Here is an 18,397-nt window from a genome sequence, read left to right on the forward strand (position 1 = left end):
ATCCGGTGCGGCGCGGGCTCACGCGGTGAGCCGGTCGTCCTCGCTGATGAACCAGGTCGCGATCACGCTCACCACCGCGGTCGCCACGAGGTAACCGCAGGCCAGCCACGGTGTCGAACCGCCTACCGCGATCAGCGCCGTGACGATCATCGGAGTCAGGCCCGAGGCGTAGATCCCGGAGAACTGGTAGACGAAGGACAGCCCGGTGTACCGGACCTCGGCCGGATACAGTCCCGCGTACAAGGTGCCCTGCGCTCCGTAGAACACTGCGTGCGCCACACCGAACACCGCGATGATCGCGCCGGTGAAGACCACGATGTTCCCGGTCTCGAAGAGCGCGAACACCGGGTACACCAGCACGCCGTAGGCCGCGATGCCGGCGATGTAGACCCGGCGCGGCCCGAAGCGGTCGGCGAGCAGACCGGACACCGGGATGAGCGCCGCCATCACCACCGCGGCGACGGTGACCGCCACCAGCACCGGCACCTGCTCGAAACCGAGATGCCCGGTCGCGAACGTGATCGCGAAAACACCCCAGGTGTTGAACGCCGCGCCCTCACCCCAGCGCGACAGCAATCCGAGAACGGTGTTGCGCCGGGAGCGGGCTTTGCCGAACAGCTCGACCACGGGCACTTTCGAGATCCGGTTGAGCCGGTCGACCTCCCGGAAGGCGGGTGTCTCGTCGATCTTCAGACGCACCACCAACCCGATCAGCACCAGCACCAGGCTGGCGCCGAACGCGATCCGCCAGCCGTAGTCCAGGAACGCCGTTTCGCTCAGCGTCGTCCGCAGCACCGCGAACACACCGGTCCCCAGGGCGAGCCCGAGTGCCAGTCCGACCTGCGGATAGCTGCCGAACAGGCCGACCTTGCGGCGCGGGCTGTGCTCGACGGCGAGCAGCACCGCGCCCGCCCACTCACCGCCCAGTGCGAACCCCTGCAGCATCCGCAGCAGCAGGAGCAGGATCGGGGCCGCGATGCCGATCGCGGCGGCGGTGGGCAGTACCCCCATCAGTGCGGTGGATCCGCCCATGATCGCCATGGTCAGGGCCAGCGTCTTCTTGCGGCCGATCCGATCGCCGATATGGCCGAAGACGAGTCCGCCGACCGGCCGCATCACGAAGCCGACGGCGAAGGTCGCGAACGACAGCATGGTTCCGACGAACGCGCTGTTGTTCGGGAAGAAGAGTTTGTCGAAGACGAGACCCGCCGCGGTGGCGTAGAGGAAGAAGTCGTACCACTCCACGGTGGTGCCGATCAGGCTCGCCACCACCGCTTTCCTGGTGTCGGCGGCGCCGAGCCCGTCGGCGGGCGTTGTGGCGCGATCGTCCGGGTGGGCCGCGGCCGACCCTGTTTCCAGTAGTGACATCGTGTTCCCTTCGCTCCCGCGTCGATCGCCGAGCGAGGATATGAGGACAACGGCGCAGGTAGGAAGCGTTGGAATCAGCAAGATTCGAGCAGCGGGCGGGTTTCGGCGCACAGGACCCGGCCGCGGGCCGGGTAGCATCGCCGTCATGCCGGGACCAGCGCTCCGAATCGGTGCGGCCCTGTCGCTGCTTCTGCTCGCCGCGACAGCATGCTCGGACAACGAGCCGGCGCCGACCGCACCCGAACCCACTCCCATGGGCCACACCTATATATCCACCGAGGTCACCGGCACGCCCATCCCCGGCGGCGGCCCCCTCACCCTCGCCTTCGCCGACGACCGGATCTCGGCGGAGGCCGGATGCAACACTCACAGCGGTGCGGTGGACCTCCGCGACCACATCCTGCACGTGTCCGAGCTCGCGAGCACGCTGGTCGGCTGTCCGGGCGATCGGGCCGGCTCCGACACCTGGGTCGGCGACCTACTGCGCGCGGACCCCACCTGGCAGCTCGATCAGGATCGGCTGACGCTGACCGGGAAGGGCACCACTGTCGTCCTCACCGACAAGAAAGCGCTGCAACCGGACCGCCCGATCCGCGGCACCGAATGGGTGGTGACCGGCTTGCTCACCCCGGACGCCCGGATCTCCTCGCAGACCGTCGACCAGGTGCGGCCCACCCTGACCATCGGCTCCGACGATTCGCTCACCGGCTTCACCGGATGTAACCGTCTCACCGGCCGCGCCGTGGTAACCGATACCCTGCCGAGTGCCGAGATCTCGTTCAGCGCGGCGACGACGCGAATGATGTGCGCACCCGAGATCATGGAGGTCGAACACGCGGTAATGGCCGTCCTGAAGGGTTCGGCCCGGGCCACCGTCGATGCCGACACCCTCACCCTGCGCACCCCCGATGGCCATGGTCTGACCCTGCGCGCCGGGTAGCCTTCCATCGGTGATCACGCAGGGCCCGGTGGAGTTTCCCGGTCGACGCGGTGCACCACCGGCAGGCCCCGCATGCCCGAGCCGCTACGAGATACGCTCCCAGGTAGCATTTTTCATCACGTAGCGCCTGCCGATACCGTGCACGACAGCACCCTCCCCCGTCCGCAGATCGGCGTCACGGCCTTCCTCGACGAGGGTTCCGGTCACCTCGAAGGCTGCGTACTGTTCGCTGTCGTCCCATACGGACAAACCGTCGATATATATATGAGCATCGCCACCGCATCGAAGGATGGCTCCATGAGCGGCGTTCTCGGCGATACCGAACAGGGTCGCTGTGTCGTCGACATAGTCGGCGAGGTCCATGCTCACATCCTACCCAGGGCCCGGCGATGGTCTGCCGAGCGAAGTGCAGGTGACCTCCACCCGATCACCGAACTGCCCCGGAAAACCCGATACAGATTACCGAGCTGTCGAAATCGGGACGTCCGGAGAAAAACTTCTCCGGAGTGTTCTGATACACCGCCATCGGGTCGGTGAAAGGATTCCCCAATTCCGGATACGTCCTCCAGTCTCCGTGGTTGGCATTCCACCAACTACCGGTCGGCGCATCGTACAGTGCGTAGTCGAAGTTTCCGTACCCGGGCTTGCCGCGGTTGTGGTCTCCCGACATATCGACCTGACCGGTCGCAGGATTCGGTTCGAAGAGAGTGGGATCGGGTGTTCGCATGGCCCTGACACCGGTTATCCCATCCTTCACCACCGGGTTTCCTTTGCTGTCCCGGACTATTTCCTGACCGGACCAGAAGTGCTTCGAATATATTTCCGGCTTCCATTCCGATGGATCGCCGGCCGGCAGGTGCTGGTCCACGTCCCGTAATCGGGCCAGGCCGGGGTCCGATTTCACCAGGCGCATGAATTCGCCGACATCCTTCGGGCCGGTGGCAAGAATTGCTTCGAATCTTTGTACATAGTTCGAAACTCTTTCGAAGGTGCGCTGGTTGCTCTCGATCCTCGCCTCGCGCCGCGCGGCCAGTACATCCCCGATGTCGCTCTTGGCGATATCGGACCATATTTCCCTCGCTTGCGCTCGCGCTCTATTCAGATTCTTCTTGATGTTCTCGATATTCTCCCAGGCGGTTATCTCGGTGCCGTCTCTGTTCTTGTGGGACCGGCTCGTCCCACGCCCCGCCACGAGGGCCTCCGCCCTGTTGAGCCGTTTCTGCCAGCCCCTCACTCGGGCGTTCGCGATCTCTCCCGGCACCAGAATTTTCTCCACCGACTGGATCGCACCGTGCGAACCCGGATCCGCGAACGCCAGATTCGCAGGCGGTCCCGCCTCGAGTTCCAGCAACCCGAGACGAACCTTGACGATGCCGATACACCCCTGGCCCAGCACCTTCCGTTCGTCGGCGGTCATCTCCCGGCCGTGGTGGCGCTCCCACATCGCGATGTAGTCGTCCACGGGATAACTGCGCTGAGCCTGCGGAAGACCTGAACCCTCGACCGTGCGACGAGAGTCGAACGGGTGAGCCCGCGCGCGGTTCGATCCACTCGACTCGCGGCCGGTTCCATCAACCCTGCTCAGGCTCTGTTCGAGAAGTCGGCGGCCGTGCTCCTCGGCGCCGCCGATGCTTGTGCGTGCCACGCGGACCTCGCCTGCCAGGTCGCCCAGCGTGTCGGACAGTTGAGGCGCGGTCCGCCGGCTGAGCAGTTCGACCATGCCGTCCCGCATCCGCCGGAACCACTCATCCGGCAAGTCACCGGGCGCCGCCCTCATCACCGGCCGCCCCGACCGGCGAACACCACGGGCGCGGACGCGGATCTCATCGTCGAATCACCGGTCCGCGCGCCGCCGCGCGGCGGGATCGCCGGCGGCTCGATGCCGCCGGAGTCCGGCCGAACACCTTCGCGTACTGTGCGGTACCGCCCGCCGCGGTCGCGGTACCGCCGCGCGCCTGTTCGCCGAATCGAATTCGGCGGGCGGGGGTCGGCGACCGGCCCGATCCAACGCCCCGTACCCATCGCACAGGTGTCACGCCCCGTGATCGTTGCCGAGTGGATCCGAACCGCATCCGACAGCAGTACACCACGCACGGGCCTCGGCACTACTCGCACCCGTTCCCACCGTCGACGCCGAAAACCTTATGGCGGAGTCAGGTTCGGAGAAGTTATCGGGCTCTCACCCACCGCGCCGAGTTCGTCCCAGCGCCGGAAAAACCACAGCCGATACCGGTGTCTCCGTCCGGCGTTCCGTGATCCCGGCCGGGCCTCGCTCTACGGATCGGAAACAATGCGGCCCGCCGGTGGGGAACCGGCGGGCCTCATCGGGTTATCGATCGGTCAGGGCAGCGGCCCGCCCGCCGCGATGGCGGACAGGGTGGCGAATTCGTCTCCCTTGAGCGACGCCCCACCTACCAGAGCCCCGTCGATATCGGTCTGCTTGGTCAGCTCGCCGACATTCTTCGCGTTCACCGAACCGCCGTAGAGCACCCGGACGGTCTCGGCGACCTGCTCGCCGGCCAGCTGCACCAGTTCGCCGCGGATCGCACCGCAGACCTCCTGCGCGTCGGCGGGGGTCGCGACCTTGCCGGTACCGATCGCCCACACGGGTTCGTAGGCGATCACCACCTTCGCGATCTCCTCGGCGGAAAGGCCTTTCAGCGAACCCCGCAACTGTTCGAGGTTGTATTCGACATGGGTGCCCGCGTCGCGCACGTTCAGTCCCTCGCCGATGCAGACGATCGGCGTGATGCCGTGCTTCAGCGCCTGCTTGGCCTTCGCCAGCACCGTGGCGTCGTCCTCGTTGTGGTACTGACGCCGCTCGGAATGCCCGACCACCGCGAAGGCGCAGCCCAGCTTCGCCAGCATCGCCGCGCTGACCTCGCCGGTGTAGGCGCCCGATTCGTGCACCGACACATCCTGCGCACCGTAGGTGATGCGCAGTTTGTCGCCCTCGACCAGCGTCTGCACGCTGCGGAGATCGACGAACGGCGGAATCACCGTGACGTCGACCTTGTCGAAGTACTTGTCGGGCAGCGCGAACGCGATCTTCTGTACCAGAGCGATGGCCTCGAGGTGATTGAGGTTCATCTTCCAGTTGCCCGCGATCAGCGGTTTCCGGGCCATCTACGCTCCCTCCGCTTCCTCGAGCACGCTGATACCGGGCAGCGTCTTACCTTCCAGGTATTCCAGCGACGCCCCGCCACCGGTCGAGATATGCGAGAAATCCCCCTCCGGGATACCCAGCGCCCGCACGGCCGCGGCGGAATCGCCACCACCGACCACGGTGAACGCGCCCTTACCGGTGGCCGTGGCGATGGCCTCGGCGACCCCGCGGGTTCCGGCCGCGAACTTCTCGAACTCGAACACACCCATCGGGCCGTTCCAGAACACGGTGCGCGCCTCGGTGAGCAGCACCGCGAAACGCTGCACCGAGTCGGGCCCGATGTCCAGGCCGAGCCAGCCGTCCGGAATCTCGTGCGCCGACACGACCTTCGACTCCGCGTCGGCGGAGAAGGAATCGGCGACGACGATATCGCGCGGCAGATGGATGACATCGGCGTAGCGATCAAGCAGACCCTTGCAGGTCTCGATCATCTCCTCCTGCAGGAGCGAGGAACCGACCGAAAGACCCTGGGCGGCAAGGAAGGTGAAGCACATCCCGCCACCGATGACCAGGGTGTCGACCTTGGGGGCCAATGCCTCGATCACCGCCAGCTTGTCCGACACCTTGGACCCGCCGAGCACCACCGCGTACGGACGATCGGTGGATTCGGTGAGCCGGGCCAGCACATCGGCCTCCGCCGCGACGAGCGTGCCCGCGTAGTGCGGCAGCAGTTTCGCCACGTCGTACACCGACGCCTGCTTGCGATGCACCACACCGAACCCGTCGGATACGAAGGCGCCGTCGTCACCGACCAGCTCCACCAGCGCGGCGGCCAGTTTCGCGCGCTCGGCATCGTCCTTGCTGGTCTCGCGCGGATCGAAGCGGATGTTCTCCAGCAGCAGCACATCGCCGTCGGTCAGGCCCTCGGACCGCGCCAGCGCATCCTGACCCACCACATCACCGGCGAGCTGCACATTGCGGCCCAGTTCGGCGGCGAGCCGGGTCGCCACCGGAGCCAGCGACAGGGCCGGGTCGGGAGCGCCCTTCGGACGGCCGAGGTGCGCGGTCACGACCACTTTCGCACCGGCTTCCACCAGCGCGCGGATGGTCGGCACCGATGCCACGATGCGGCCCGGATCGGTGATCTGCCCGTTGTCCAGCGGAACATTGAGGTCGGAGCGCACCAGCACCCCGCGCCCCGCGACGCCCTCGGCGAGGAGATCTTCCAGAGTTTTGACAGTCACGCCGTTCCTCAGAGGGATTTGCCGACGAGGCCGATGAGGTCGGCGAGGCGGTTGGAGTAGCCCCACTCGTTGTCGTACCAGGAGTAGACCTTCACCTGGTCGTCGATCACCTTGGTGAGCGGCGCATCGTAGATCGACGAGTGCGGGTCGGTGACGATATCGCTGGACACGATCGGATCGACGCTGTACTTCAGGATGCCCTTCAGCGGCCCTTCGGCAGCCGCCTTGAACGCCGCGTTGATCTCGTCGACAGTCGCCTTCTTGGCGAGATCGGCCGTCAGGTCGGTGATCGACCCGGTAGGAATCGGCACCCGCAGCGAGTAACCGTCGAGCTTGCCGTTGAGTTCGGGCAGCACCAGGCCGATGGCCTTGGCCGCACCGGTGCTCGTCGGCACGATGTTCACCGCGGCGGCGCGGGCACGACGCAGATCCTTGTGCGGGCCGTCCTGCAGGTTCTGGTCCTGCGTGTAGGCGTGGATGGTGGTCATCAGGCCCTTGACGATGCCGAACTCGTCGTTCAGCACCTTGGCCAGCGGGCCCAGGCAGTTGGTGGTGCAGGAGGCGTTGGAGATGATGTTCTGGCTGCCGTCGTACTTGTCGTCGTTGACACCCATCACGATGGTGATGTCCTCGCCCTTGGCCGGGGCGGAGATGATGACCTTCTTCGCGCCCGCGGCCAGATGCCCCTTGGCCTTGGTGGCGTCGGTGAAGATACCGGTGGACTCGACCACGACGTCCACGCCCAGATCACCCCACGGCAGCGCCGCCGGGCCCTCCTTGATGGCCAGCGCCTTGATGCGCTGATCGCCCACCACGATGGTGTCCTCACCGTCGAGCGACACATCCTCGGGCAGCCGGCCCAGGATGGAGTCGTACTTCAGCAGCGTGGCGAGGGTCGCGTTGTCGGTGAGGTCGTTGACCGCCACGATCTCGATATCGGTGGTGCCGAGCGCCTTCTGCGCCTCCACCGCCCGGAAGAAGTTACGCCCGATACGACCGAAGCCGTTGATACCTACCCGGACAGTCACGTTATCGCTCCTCAGCTGTCAAGCGGATCGTTCCGATGCCCTGTCAACCCTAATGCCTCGCGGTCACCTCCCCGACAGGCACCTGGTATTGGTGAGCACCGGGTATCCGGGCACCCGGCCGGAACACTCCGGCAGTTCCGCCGGCCGTCCGGAATGATGGCGGAGATGCCGAACGAACCCACTCCCGTGACCCCGCATATCCGCCCCGCCACCGCCGCCGACACATCCCGCGCCGTCCGGACTCTCACCCGCGCCTTCGCCGACTATCCGTGGACCCGGCACACCCTCGCCGCCGACGACCACGAGCGCCGCCTGGCCGCTTTACAGGAGCTTTTCCTCACCCGGATCGGCCTCCCGCACGGCAGGGTGTGGGTGGCCGACGCCGGGGACGCGGTAGCCGTCTGGACCACCCCGGCCACCGACGCCGAGGCGGTGTTCACCGAACTCGCGCCACGCTTCACCGAACTGGCCGGAGATCGCGCGGCGGCGCACAGCGCGGCGGAAGCGGCCCTGGCGCCGCACCGCCCGGCCGGGCCCGTCTGGTTCCTGGGTACCGTCGGCGTCGATCCCGCACGCCGGGGGCACGGCCTGGGCCGCGCGGTGATCGAACCGGGCCTGGCCGCAGCGGAACGCGACGGAGTCCCCGTTTTCCTGGAGACTTCCACGGCGGCCAATGTCCGTTTCTACGAACATCTCGGATTCCGGGTCAGCGCCGAGGTGGAGATCCCGGACAACGGTCCCCGCACCTGGTGCATGCTGCGCTGAGGCCGCCGACTACGCACACCCGGCCACCGCCGCGCGCCGGCCGGACGGACCGGTGCAGGCCGTCCGGCCGTGGCAGCCACCTGCCTCAGGCGTCGTCGAGAAGTTCCGCTGTGACCGCCGATTCCGTATCCGGCACCCCGAGCTCCTTCGCCCGCCGGTCGGCCATCGACAGCAATCGTCGAATCCGGCCCGCCACCGCGTCCTTGGTCATGGGGGGGTCGGCGAGCTGACCGAGTTCCTCGAGTGAAGCCTGCCGGTGCTCCACCCGCAGCTTCCCCGCCGCGGCCAGATGGTCCGGCACATCCTCGCCGAGCAGTTCCAGGGCCCGCTCCACCCGGGCGGCCGCAGCCACGGCGGCACGGGCGGAACGGCGCAGGTTCGCGTCGTCGAAGTTGGCGAGCCGATTGGCGGTGGCGCGGACCTCGCGGCGCATCCGCCGCTCTTCCCAGGTGAGCCGGGTGTCCTGGGCGCCCATCCGGGTGAGCAGGGCGCCGATGGCCTCTCCGTCGCGGACCACGACCCGATCGGTGCCGCGCACTTCGCGGGCCTTGGCGGAGATCCCGAGCCGCCGGGCGGCACCGACCAGCGCCAGCGCGGCTTCGGGTCCGGGGCAGCTCACTTCGAGGGCCGAGGAACGGCCGGGCTCGGTGAGCGAGCCGTGCGCCAGGAAGGCGCCGCGCCACGCGGCTTCCGCGTCCGCGACGCTACCGCCGACGACCTGGGCGGGTAGTCCGCGCACCGGCCGGCCGCGGACGTCCAGCAGGCCGGTCTGCCGGGCCAGGGCCTCGCCCTCTTTCGCGACCCGGACCACATAGCGGGAGGATTTGCGCAGGCCACCGGCGCTGAGCACATGCACATCCGACCCGTATCCATAGAGTTCGAAGATCTCCCGCCGTAGCCGCCGGGCGATGGAGCCCATATCGACTTCGGCTTCGACTATCACCCGCCCACCGACGATATGGAGGCCGCCGGCGAAACGCAGCAGGGCGGACAGTTCGGCTTTGCGCGCACTCACCTGTGTTACGGCGAGCCGGCTCAGCTCGTCTTTCACTTCGGCTGTCATCGCCACGAGACGTGCTCCTTTCCACCCAACCCGGACCGCACATCCTGACCCATGTGCCGTCCCTCGACTCGAAGCCCCGGCAACTGTGGCCGAGGCCCGTGGATCAGTTGATCCAGTGCGGCGGCGAGCTTTCCGGGGTCGTGCCGGTCGGTTCCCGCGTCGGCGACATCGGAAAAGACTACTCGCGCCCGTAATTGGCCGGCAGCCCTGGCCACATGCTCACGCTCCCGCCCCTCCGGCACGCACCCGGAGTCGACCAGAACCTCGTCGACCGCGAAATCCGGTGCGTGCTGGGACAATACATGGAGATGACGTTCGGCGGAGAACCCCGCGGTCTCACCGGGCTGCGCGGCGAGGTTCAGGATCAGCACTTTACGCGCCCGGGTGTGGACCAGCGCGTCACGGAGCCCGGGTACGAGCAAATGCGGTATGACACTGGTGAACCAGGAGCCCGGCCCCAGGATCACCGCGTCCGCGCGTTCGATGGCGGCGGTGGCCTCCGCGCAGGACGGTGGGTCGGCGGGCAGCAGTCGTACCCGCCGCACCTTGCCCGGCGTCGTGGCGACCGCGACCTGGCCGCGGATGCAGCGGCTCACCCGCGGATCGGCTTCCAGCCCGGATACGTCGGCCTCGATATCCAGCGGGATATTCGACATGGGCAGCACCCGTCCGCTGATACCGAGCAGCTCACCCACCTGGTCGAGGGCGGCCACCGGGTCCCCGAGCACCTCGGTGAGCCCGGCGAGCAGCAGGTTGCCCACCGAATGCCCGGCCAGGGCGCCGGTGCCGCCGAACCGGTGCTGCACGGTCCGGGTGAGTACCCCATCGGCGTCGGCGGCCAGCGCGGCCAGCGCCATCCGCAGGTCACCGGGCGGTGGCACCCCGAGTTCGGCGCGCAGCCGGCCGGAGGAACCGCCGTCGTCGGCAACCGTCACCACCGCACTGATCCGGCGCGTAATGCGCCGGACCGCCGTGAGTGTCGCGTACAGCCCGTGGCCACCACCGAGCGCGGCGACCGCGGGGCCGGACGGGTCGGCGGCCCCGTTGTCCGCGCGACTCATTCGCGCCCCAGATCCCGGTGCAGTACCCGTACCGCGTCCACCGGCCCGTCCGCGCCCGCGTCGATCCGGCTACCGGTGATCTTGCCGAGGGCCTCGGCGATCGCGACGCTGCGATGTCTACCGCCGGTGCAGCCCACTGCGACCGTCATGTAACGCTTCCCCTCTTGGCGATAACCCTGGGTGGTCAGCTCGATCAGGTGATCACAGGTCCGCAGGTAGTCGTCGGCGCCTGGACGCGACAGCACATAGTCGCTGACCACCGTTTCCTGACCACTGTGCTGCCGAAGTTCTGGTACCCAGTGCGGGTTGGGCAGGAAACGCACATCCAGCACCATGTCCGCGTCCAGCGGGACACCGTACTTGAATCCGAAGGATTGAACGGTCAACTGCAGCGCAGCGGGCGTGCCGCCGCCGTAGACCTCCTCCAGTTTCCGGTGCAACTGGTGGATGGACAGTTCGGTGGTGTCGATGACCACATCGGCGGCGGCCTTCACTCCCGCGAGCCGGACCCGTTCGGCGGCGATGCCGGCCGACAAGGTCCCCTCGGCGCTGTCGTTCTGCAGCGGATGGCGGCGCCGGGCGAAACCGAACCGGCGGATCAGTACATCGTCTGAGGCCTCCAGGAACAGGATGCGGGTGGGGACGCCGCGGGCGCGCAGTTGTTCGGTGACGGCGGACAGGTCCCCGGTGAAGAACCGGCTGCGCACGTCCATGACGATCGCCAGCCGCAGGATGGGCGGATCGGCCGAGGAACCCAGTTCCACCATGCGGCCGATCAGTTCCGGCGGCAGATTGTCGGTGACGTACCAGCCCAGGTCCTCGAGTACCCGCGCGGCCGTGCCCCGCCCCGCACCGGACAGGCCGGTCACCATCACGACTTCGACCGGGGTGCCCGAGCCGGAATCGCTACCCGGCACCACTGTCGTACTGTTGTTCGATTCGACGCGAGTCATGTACCACCCGGATCTTGTTCGGGAATTGCGTTTCGGTCACCCAGCTGTAGGTCGGCGCCCCGGAAACTGTCGCGGGACGCAGGAACAAACGTACGTGACCGGCGCCGGTCGCCGCGCAGTTGCCGCGGCCGCCGCGCCGGAGGCTATCGCTCGTGCAGGGCCTCGAGTACCGCCTCCGCGGTGGCGCGGCCGATACCCGGTACCTCGATGATCTCCTCGACGGTGGCCTCTTTGAGTCGCGCGACCGAACCGAAATGGGTCACCAGCGCGGTCCGCCGGGTCTCCCCGAGGCCGCGGACCGCGTCCAGCGCCGACGCCGTCATCCGCCGCGACCGTTTGCTGCGGTGGAAGGTGATAGCGAAGCGGTGGGCTTCGTCACGCACCCGCTGCAGCAGGTAGAGGGCCTCGCTGGTGCGCGGCAACACCACCGGGTCGGGTTCGCCGGGAACCCACACCTCTTCCAGCCGTTTGGCCAGGCCCACCACGGCGATATCGGTGATGCCGAACTCCTCGAGCACTTCCGCCGCGGCCGCCACCTGCGGCGCGCCGCCGTCGACGACGTAGAGGTTGGGCGGATAGGCGAACCTGCGCGGCCGGCCGGTCTTCGGGTCGATACCGGGCCGGGTCACGATCTCCGCGTCGGCCTCCGCACCGGCCGGGCCGGCGCCGTCGTCCGGCGGCGGCGTACCGAATTCGGGCACCTGGGCCGACCCCGCGAGATCGGCCTGCTCGGTGGCATCGCGCTCCCGGCGCAGCCGGGCGAACCGGCGCCGGGTCACCTCGGCGATACTGGCCACATCGTCGGAGCGCCCCTCGCCGGCGGCCTCCCGGATCGCGTAGTGGCGATAGTCGGACTTCTTGGGCAGCCCGTCCTCGAAGACCACCAGCGAGGCCACCACGTCGGTGCCCTGCACATGGCTGATGTCCACACATTCGATACGCAGCGGCGCGGTATCGAGGTCGAGGGCGTCCTGGATGTCCTGTAACGCCACCGAGCGCGAGGTCAGGTCGCCGGCGCGGCGGAGTTTGTGCTGGGCCAGCGCCTCCTTCGCGTTACGCGCCACCGTCTCGGCAAGGGCTTTCTTGTCGCCGCGCTGCGGTACCCGCAACCGCACCGATGCGCCGCGCAGGGTCGACAGCCAGCGCTGGACCTCCTCGGCATCGGCCGGGAGTTCGGGGACCAGCACCTCGCGCGGTACCACCGCCGCGGCCTGGTCACCCGCGGTCTGCTCGGCCACGGCGGTCTGCTCCGCGTAGAACTGGGTGAGGAACTGTTCCACCAGCGCGGCCAGCTCACCGCCCTGCTCCGGGGTATCGGCCGCATCGCCGGATTTGTCGACCACCCAGCCACGCTGCCCGCGCACCCGGCCGTCTCGGACATGGAAGATCTGCACGGCGACCTCCAGGTCGTCCCCGGCGAAGGCGATCACATCGGCGTCGGTGCCGTCGCCCAGCACGACGGCCTGTTTCTCCAGTGCCCGGCGCAGGGCCTGCACATCGTCGCGCAGCCGGGCGGCGTTCTCGAAATCGAGGTCCTCGGCGGCCGCCTGCATCCGGCGTTCCAGGTCCTTGACCATCCGATCGGTGCGGCCCGCCAGGAAATCGCAGAAATCGTCGACGATCTGCCGGTGCTCGGCGGCGGAGACGCGGCCCACACACGGGGCCGAGCACTTATCGATGTAGCCGAGCAGACAGGGGCGGCCCATCTGGCTGTGCCGTTTGAACACTCCGGCCGAGCAGGTCCGGGCGGGGAAGACACGCAACAGCAGATCGAGAGTCTCCCGGATCGCCCAGGCGTGGGCATAGGGGCCGAAATAGCGCACCCCCTTCTTCCGGGCACCCCGGTAGACGAACAGCCGCGGGTACTCCTCGTTCAGCGTGACCGCCAGTACGGGATAGGACTTGTCGTCGCGATAGCGGACGTTGAACCGCGGATCGAACTCCTTGATCCAGTTGTACTCGAGCTGCAGCGCTTCCACCTCGGTGGAGACCACGGTCCATTCCACGCTCGCGGCGGTGGTGACCATCTGGCGGGTACGCGGATGCAGGGCGGCGATATCGGCGAAGTACGAGTTGAGCCGATTGCGCAGGCTTTTCGCCTTGCCGACATAGATGACCCGGCCGTAGGAGTCCCGGAACTTGTAGACACCGGGTTCGAGCGGAATGGAGCCGGGCTGCGGCCGGTACGTCGCGGGATCTGCCACGTATCCAGCGTAGTAGCGGCGTCGGACACATCCGGCCGCCGGTCGGCACGGGCCGCTCGCACACCGGCGACCCGGCGCGGCGGCGCCGCCGGGCCCGCCGCGGCCCACCTCGTGCGCCGGCGCCGCCGGTATCCGCCATCCGGCCCCGCACGGCCCGCTTCCCCCACGCGGGGCGAGTTCGGCAGCCGCGGTCGCCGTGTCCCGCTACAGTTCGAATATGCGCCCGATACAACGGATTCGGTACGCGCTGACGGTGACGGCGCTGCTCGTGGCAGGCTCGCTCAGCGGATGCTCGGACAACACCGGGGCCGCGGGGCCCTGTACCCCGGCACCGAACGGCACCCCGGTGACCGCCGCGCCGGCCGCGGGTTCGGCTGCCCCCACCTCGCGCGACCTGGCGACCAACCCGGAGATCGCCTCGGGCTACCGCAGCGAGATGACCGCCGTCCGCACCAGCGGCTACGCCGTATCCACCGCGAACTCGCACGCCACGCGCGCCGCCTGCGAGGTGCTCCGGGCCGGCGGCACCGCGGCGGACGCGCTGATCACCGCGCAGACCGTGCTGGGGCTCACCGAACCGCAGGCGTCGGGCCTGGGCGGTGGCGCGTTCCTGCTCTATTACGACGCGGAACACGAGACGCTGGACGCCTACGACGGCCGGGAGACCGCACCGGCCGCAGCCACCGAGAACTACCTGCGCTGGATCAGCGATACCGACCGCACCGAACCGAAACCGGACACCCGCGCCAGCGGGCGCTCCATCGGGGTGCCGGGGGTGGTCCGGATGCTCGAGCTGGCGCATACCGAGCACGGCCACATTCCGTGGCGGGAACTGTTCGATCCCGCCGTGGCGATGGCGGACCAAGGGTTCGAGATCAGTCCCCGGCTGGCCGGGCAGATCGCGGACTCCGCGGCCGAACTGGCCCGGGACCCGGCGGCGGCCGAGTACTTCCTGAACCCGGACGGTTCTCCCAAGGCGGCGGGCACGGTCCTCACCAACCCCGCCCTGTCGAAGACCCTCACCACGGTGGCCACCGAGGGCGCGGAGGGCTTCTACACCGGGCCGATCGCCGAGGATATCGTCGCCGCGGCCGCCGCACGGGCGGGCGGGCGCACCCCGGGGCTCCTGGAAGCCGCGGACCTCGACTCCTACCGCGCGGTGAAGCGCACCCCGTTGTGCACCGGCTACCGCGCGCACGAGATCTGCGGGATGCCCGGGCCGTCCTCCGGCGGCATCACGGTGGCGGCCACGCTCGGCATCCTGGAGAACTTCGATCTTCCGGCCCTGCCGCCACAGAAGGTCGACCGTAACGGCGGTGTCCCGCAGGCCGAGGCCGTGCACCTCATCGCCGAGGCCGAACGGCTCGCCTACGCCGACCGGGACAAATTCGTCGCCGATCCCGATTACGTTCCGCTGCCCGGAAATTCACCGGAGACGCTGGTGAACCCGGAGTACCTGGACAAACGCGCCGAACTCATCGACCCACGCCGGAGCATGGGCACCGCGCAGCCCGGTGATTTCGGGGCAGCGCCGGTGGGTATCGGCCCCCAGCAGCCCGAACACGGCACCAGCCATATCTCGGTGGTCGACTCCTACGGCAATGCCGCGGCCATGACCACCACGGTGGAATCGGCCTTCGGTTCCTTCCACATGGTCGACGGATTCCTGCTGAACAACCAGCTCACCGATTTCGCGACCGATCCGCTCGGCGCCGACGGGAAGCCGGTCGCCAACCGGATCGAACCGGGAAAGCGGCCGCGCAGTTCCATGAGCCCGACCCTGGTGTTCGAGCAGGGCAACGACTCCGAGCGGGGCGAGCTCACCCATGTGGTCGGCTCGCCGGGCGGCTCGGTCATCATCCAATTCGTGGTGAAAACCCTTGTCGGCATGCTGGATTGGGGTCTTGATCCGCAGCAGGCGGTCTCCGCGCCGGCCGTCGGCGCCGCGAATACGCCCGTCACCAACGTGGGCGGCGAGCATCCGGCGATCGACGCACGCGACGACGGCGTCCACGACCCCCTCGTCACCCGGCTGCGCGAACGGGGCCATCAGATCTCGGTGGCCCCGCAGACCAGCGGGCTCAGTGTGCTCGGCCGCGACGGTGACAACAGCTGGATCGGCGGGGCCGACCCCCGGCGCGAAGGCGAGGTCCTCGGCGATACGCGGTGAACCACGCCGCGCTGTGGCGGCTCACCCGCGCCGGGTGAGCCGCCGCGCCGTATCCGGTGGTCCCCTGGTGTCATGCCGAGCACCGATACCGCCGGGCTGTCCCGGGCCGAACTCGCCACCCTGGCGGCCGACGCGTTCGTCTACGGTTTCCCGCTCGTCTACGACCTCCGGCAGATCGCGCGGTTCATCGGAGAAGGGGTAGGCGGCCTGCCGCCGACCCCGCTCAACGTGTTCGGCCATGCCACCGCGCTGGCCGGGCCGCAGGACACCTTCGTCTCCATCAACAACGACACCGTCTATTCGATCGCGAATGTCTCCACCGCGGCCGGCCCGGTGCGCTTGGACATACCGGATACGGCGGGCCGCTACTACGTGATGCAGTTCGTCGACGCCTGGACGAACAACTTCGCCTATATCGGTCATCGCGCCACCGGCACTCTCCCGGGGGCGTATCTGCTGGTCGCGCCCGGCTGGGACGGTATGCCCCCGGAGGGCGTCACCGTCATCGAGTTCCCGACCACAGTCGCCACCATCGTGGGCCGGTGGGCCGTGGACGGGGAGTCGGATCTACCGGCAGTCCGCGCCCTCCAGAACGCCCTGCACCTCATGCCGACCGCGGCCGCCCCAGACCTGCCCGCCCCCGCGCCGGGGGTCCCGGAAGATCTGCGTTTCTTCGAAGAGCTCCGCGTCGGTATCCGGGCCTTCCCGCCCGCCGACCGTGACCGCCGCTACCAGCGGCGTTACGAGCCGCTGGGGTTGCTGGACGCCGATACGCCCTACACCGATCTCGACCCGGAACGGGCGTCGGCACTGCGGGAGGGCCTCGCGGTCGGCAAGGAGCGCCTCGAGACGGCCGCGACCCACAGCAGCGCGCCGCGGCAGAACGGCTGGAATCTGACCTATCACCTCTTCGACTACAACCTGGATTTCTTCGGCGTCGGCGCCCTCGACGATCCGCACTGGAAACTCCCCGACGACCCGGACCGCTATCTGCTGCGTGCGGGCGCGGCCCGCGCCGGACTCTGGGGCAACCACGGCTACGAGGCCGCTTACGCGGTGGCCTTCACCGACGGCGACGACCGGCCGCTGCACGGCTCCCACCGTTACGAGGTGCGCTTCACCGAGCCACCACCCTGCGGGGCATTCTGGTCGTTGACCATGTACGACACCCCGGATTTCTTCCTGGTCGAGAACCCGATCGGACGCTACTCGCTGGGTGACCGGACGCCCGGTCTGCGGACGGAGGACGGATCGCTGACCGTGGTGGTGCAGCACGACGAACCCACCGATCCGCAGCGGCGGGCCAACTGGCTACCCGCTCCGGCCGGCCCGTTCCGGCCGATGCTGCGTATCTACGAACCGCGCGACGCCGTTTTCGACGGCAGCTACCAGCTGCCGCCGATCGTCCGGGTGGAGTAGTCGCCCGTCGCCGACGGGCCCACGAGACCCGGCAGCGGCCGGGACACGGCAGGCGATACGGCTCGTCCGGAGCCGGGCACCGGGCCCGGTCAGTCCGGCGGGGCGTATTTGACGCCGAGGTCGCGGAGCCGGTCCAGGGCCGCTGCGGCGTGCTCACCGTCGTTGGATCGCACCGCCAGCATCGGGACGTAATCGTCGTTCACCAGTTCGAGCCGAGCCCACGCCTTACGGTCCGGGAACGTCACACCACGGATATGCTTCCATTCGAACTCGTTGTCTCCGAGCACATTCCGGACCACGACCCCGCGCCGGCCGGCCCGCACGCGCGGGCGGGTGAGCAGTAGGACGGCCGCAGCGCCGAAGATCCCGATGCACGCCATCGCGAACTGATCGACCACCCGGAAGTTGACCCCGGTGTAGTCGGTCCGCAGGAAGACGCCGAACAGTACGAAGGCCACCACCAGGAGCACCGCGACGATCACCGCCGTGCGACGCGACTTCCGCGGGCGTACCTCCAGCTCCCATTCGGGAGAGCCGCCCGAGTCACCGCCGGAGGCTTCCCCCCGGCGCCAGATCCGTACGACCGGCACGGCTCAGCCCGCCGCGCGCAGGCCGCGGAGGGTGAGGGCGGCGTCCAAGGCGGCGGCCGCCGCCTGTTCGCCCTTGTTCTCCGCCGAATCCGGCAGACCGGCCCGGTCGAGGGCTTGCGCTTCGTCGTTGGTGGTGAGCACGCCGTTGGCAACCGGGGTGCTCTCGTCCAGCGAGACCCGGGTCAGGCCGGCGGTCACCGAATCGCAGACATAGTCGAAATGCGGGGTGTCACCCCGGATCACCACGCCGAGCGCGACCACGGCGTCGTGGGTACGGGCCAGTTCCTGGGCCAGCACCGGCAGCTCCATCGCCCCGGCGCACCGCGCGACGGTGGTGTGGCGCACCCCGGCCTCCGCGGCGACGCGTTCGGCGTTGGCGACCAGGGTGTCGCAGATCTCGGTGTGCCAGCGCGAGGCCACAATCGCCAGCCGCAGGTCCTTGGCGTCGGCGAGCGCGAAACTCGGTACTCCGGTGCCGCTCATCGG

16 protein-coding genes are annotated in these 18,397 nt (G+C 68.7%); 4 read left to right on the plus strand and 12 right to left on the minus strand.

The window, feature by feature from the left end:
* Positions 1-18: 18 nt before the first annotated feature.
* Positions 19-1,368, minus strand: a complete 1,350-nt coding sequence (locus NF4_RS06895) for an MFS transporter (protein ID WP_084532917.1) — start codon at positions 1,366-1,368, stop codon at positions 19-21.
* Positions 1,369-1,513: 145 nt separating this feature from the next.
* Between NF4_RS06895 and NF4_RS06900 the strand changes: the two genes are divergently transcribed.
* A complete protein-coding gene (locus tag NF4_RS06900) occupies positions 1,514-2,308 on the plus strand; it encodes an META domain-containing protein (RefSeq protein WP_063126466.1) in 795 nt (264 codons plus the stop codon).
* A gap of 84 nt (positions 2,309-2,392) precedes the next feature.
* Here the strand turns inward: NF4_RS06900 and NF4_RS06905 are convergent, their stop codons facing one another.
* From NF4_RS06905 to gap, 5 genes are all read right to left on the minus strand, one after another.
* Positions 2,393-2,671, minus strand: a complete 279-nt coding sequence (locus NF4_RS06905) for a hypothetical protein (protein WP_063126467.1) — start codon at positions 2,669-2,671, stop codon at positions 2,393-2,395.
* Positions 2,672-2,735: 64 nt separating this feature from the next.
* Complete coding sequence (locus NF4_RS06910; protein ID WP_232330343.1) at positions 2,736-3,725, minus strand: hypothetical protein; 990 nt, start codon at positions 3,723-3,725, stop codon at positions 2,736-2,738.
* Between the two features lie 923 nt (positions 3,726-4,648).
* Entirely contained in the window at positions 4,649-5,434 is a 786-nt protein-coding gene (gene tpiA, locus NF4_RS06920) for a triose-phosphate isomerase (protein WP_030521446.1), read from the minus strand.
* Positions 5,435-6,658 carry a phosphoglycerate kinase gene (locus NF4_RS06925; RefSeq protein WP_063126470.1) on the minus strand — a complete coding sequence of 408 codons (1,224 nt, stop codon included), beginning with the start codon at positions 6,656-6,658 and terminating at the stop codon, positions 5,435-5,437.
* A gap of 8 nt (positions 6,659-6,666) precedes the next feature.
* Positions 6,667-7,686, minus strand: a complete 1,020-nt coding sequence (gene gap / locus NF4_RS06930) for a type I glyceraldehyde-3-phosphate dehydrogenase (RefSeq protein ID WP_030521448.1) — start codon at positions 7,684-7,686, stop codon at positions 6,667-6,669.
* Positions 7,687-7,851: 165 nt separating this feature from the next.
* Here gap and NF4_RS06935 point away from each other — a divergent pair, with 165 nt between their 5' ends.
* Positions 7,852-8,451: a GNAT family N-acetyltransferase gene (locus tag NF4_RS06935; protein WP_063126817.1), complete on the plus strand. Its 600-nt coding sequence runs from the start codon at positions 7,852-7,854 to the stop codon at positions 8,449-8,451.
* 85 nt (positions 8,452-8,536) lie between these two features.
* On the opposite strand, the gene whiA is transcribed toward NF4_RS06935, so the two are convergent.
* The 4 genes from whiA to uvrC all read right to left on the minus strand — a co-directional run bounded on the left by whiA (position 8,537) and on the right by uvrC (position 13,732).
* Positions 8,537-9,514, minus strand: coding sequence for a DNA-binding protein WhiA (gene whiA / locus NF4_RS06940; protein WP_174372421.1), 978 nt, complete (start codon positions 9,512-9,514; stop codon positions 8,537-8,539).
* Positions 9,511-10,575 carry a gluconeogenesis factor YvcK family protein gene (locus NF4_RS06945; protein ID WP_063126471.1) on the minus strand — a complete coding sequence of 355 codons (1,065 nt, stop codon included), beginning with the start codon at positions 10,573-10,575 and terminating at the stop codon, positions 9,511-9,513. Before NF4_RS06945 ends, whiA begins: the two co-directional genes overlap by 4 nt.
* Complete coding sequence (gene rapZ, locus NF4_RS06950; protein WP_051714600.1) at positions 10,572-11,447, minus strand: RNase adapter RapZ; 876 nt, start codon at positions 11,445-11,447, stop codon at positions 10,572-10,574. The genes NF4_RS06945 and rapZ overlap by 4 nt, the downstream gene beginning before the upstream one ends.
* A 224-nt stretch (positions 11,448-11,671) precedes the next feature.
* Positions 11,672-13,732, minus strand: a complete 2,061-nt coding sequence (gene uvrC / locus NF4_RS06955; RefSeq protein WP_063126472.1) for an excinuclease ABC subunit UvrC — start codon at positions 13,730-13,732, stop codon at positions 11,672-11,674.
* A 217-nt stretch (positions 13,733-13,949) separates the two neighbouring features.
* Here uvrC and NF4_RS06960 point away from each other — a divergent pair, with 217 nt between their 5' ends.
* Positions 13,950-15,902, plus strand: a complete 1,953-nt coding sequence (locus NF4_RS06960) for a gamma-glutamyltransferase family protein (RefSeq protein WP_063126473.1) — start codon at positions 13,950-13,952, stop codon at positions 15,900-15,902.
* Positions 15,903-15,974: 72 nt separating this feature from the next.
* Complete coding sequence (locus tag NF4_RS06965; RefSeq protein WP_063126474.1) at positions 15,975-17,321, plus strand: DUF1254 domain-containing protein; 1,347 nt, start codon at positions 15,975-15,977, stop codon at positions 17,319-17,321.
* Between the two features lie 89 nt (positions 17,322-17,410).
* Here NF4_RS06965 and NF4_RS06970 read toward each other — a convergent pair whose 3' ends face one another.
* Complete coding sequence (locus NF4_RS06970; protein ID WP_084532919.1) at positions 17,411-17,911, minus strand: PH domain-containing protein; 501 nt, start codon at positions 17,909-17,911, stop codon at positions 17,411-17,413.
* Between the two features lie 3 nt (positions 17,912-17,914).
* The gene (gene ribH / locus NF4_RS06975) at positions 17,915-18,394 is read right to left on the minus strand and encodes a 6,7-dimethyl-8-ribityllumazine synthase (protein ID WP_039825524.1); all 480 of its coding nucleotides are present in this window, start codon (positions 18,392-18,394) and stop codon (positions 17,915-17,917) included.
* Between the last annotated feature and the right edge of the window lie 3 nt (positions 18,395-18,397).

The organism is Nocardia fusca NBRC 14340 (genome assembly GCF_001618425.1).
GTDB lineage: Bacteria > Actinomycetota > Actinomycetes > Mycobacteriales > Mycobacteriaceae > Nocardia > Nocardia fusca.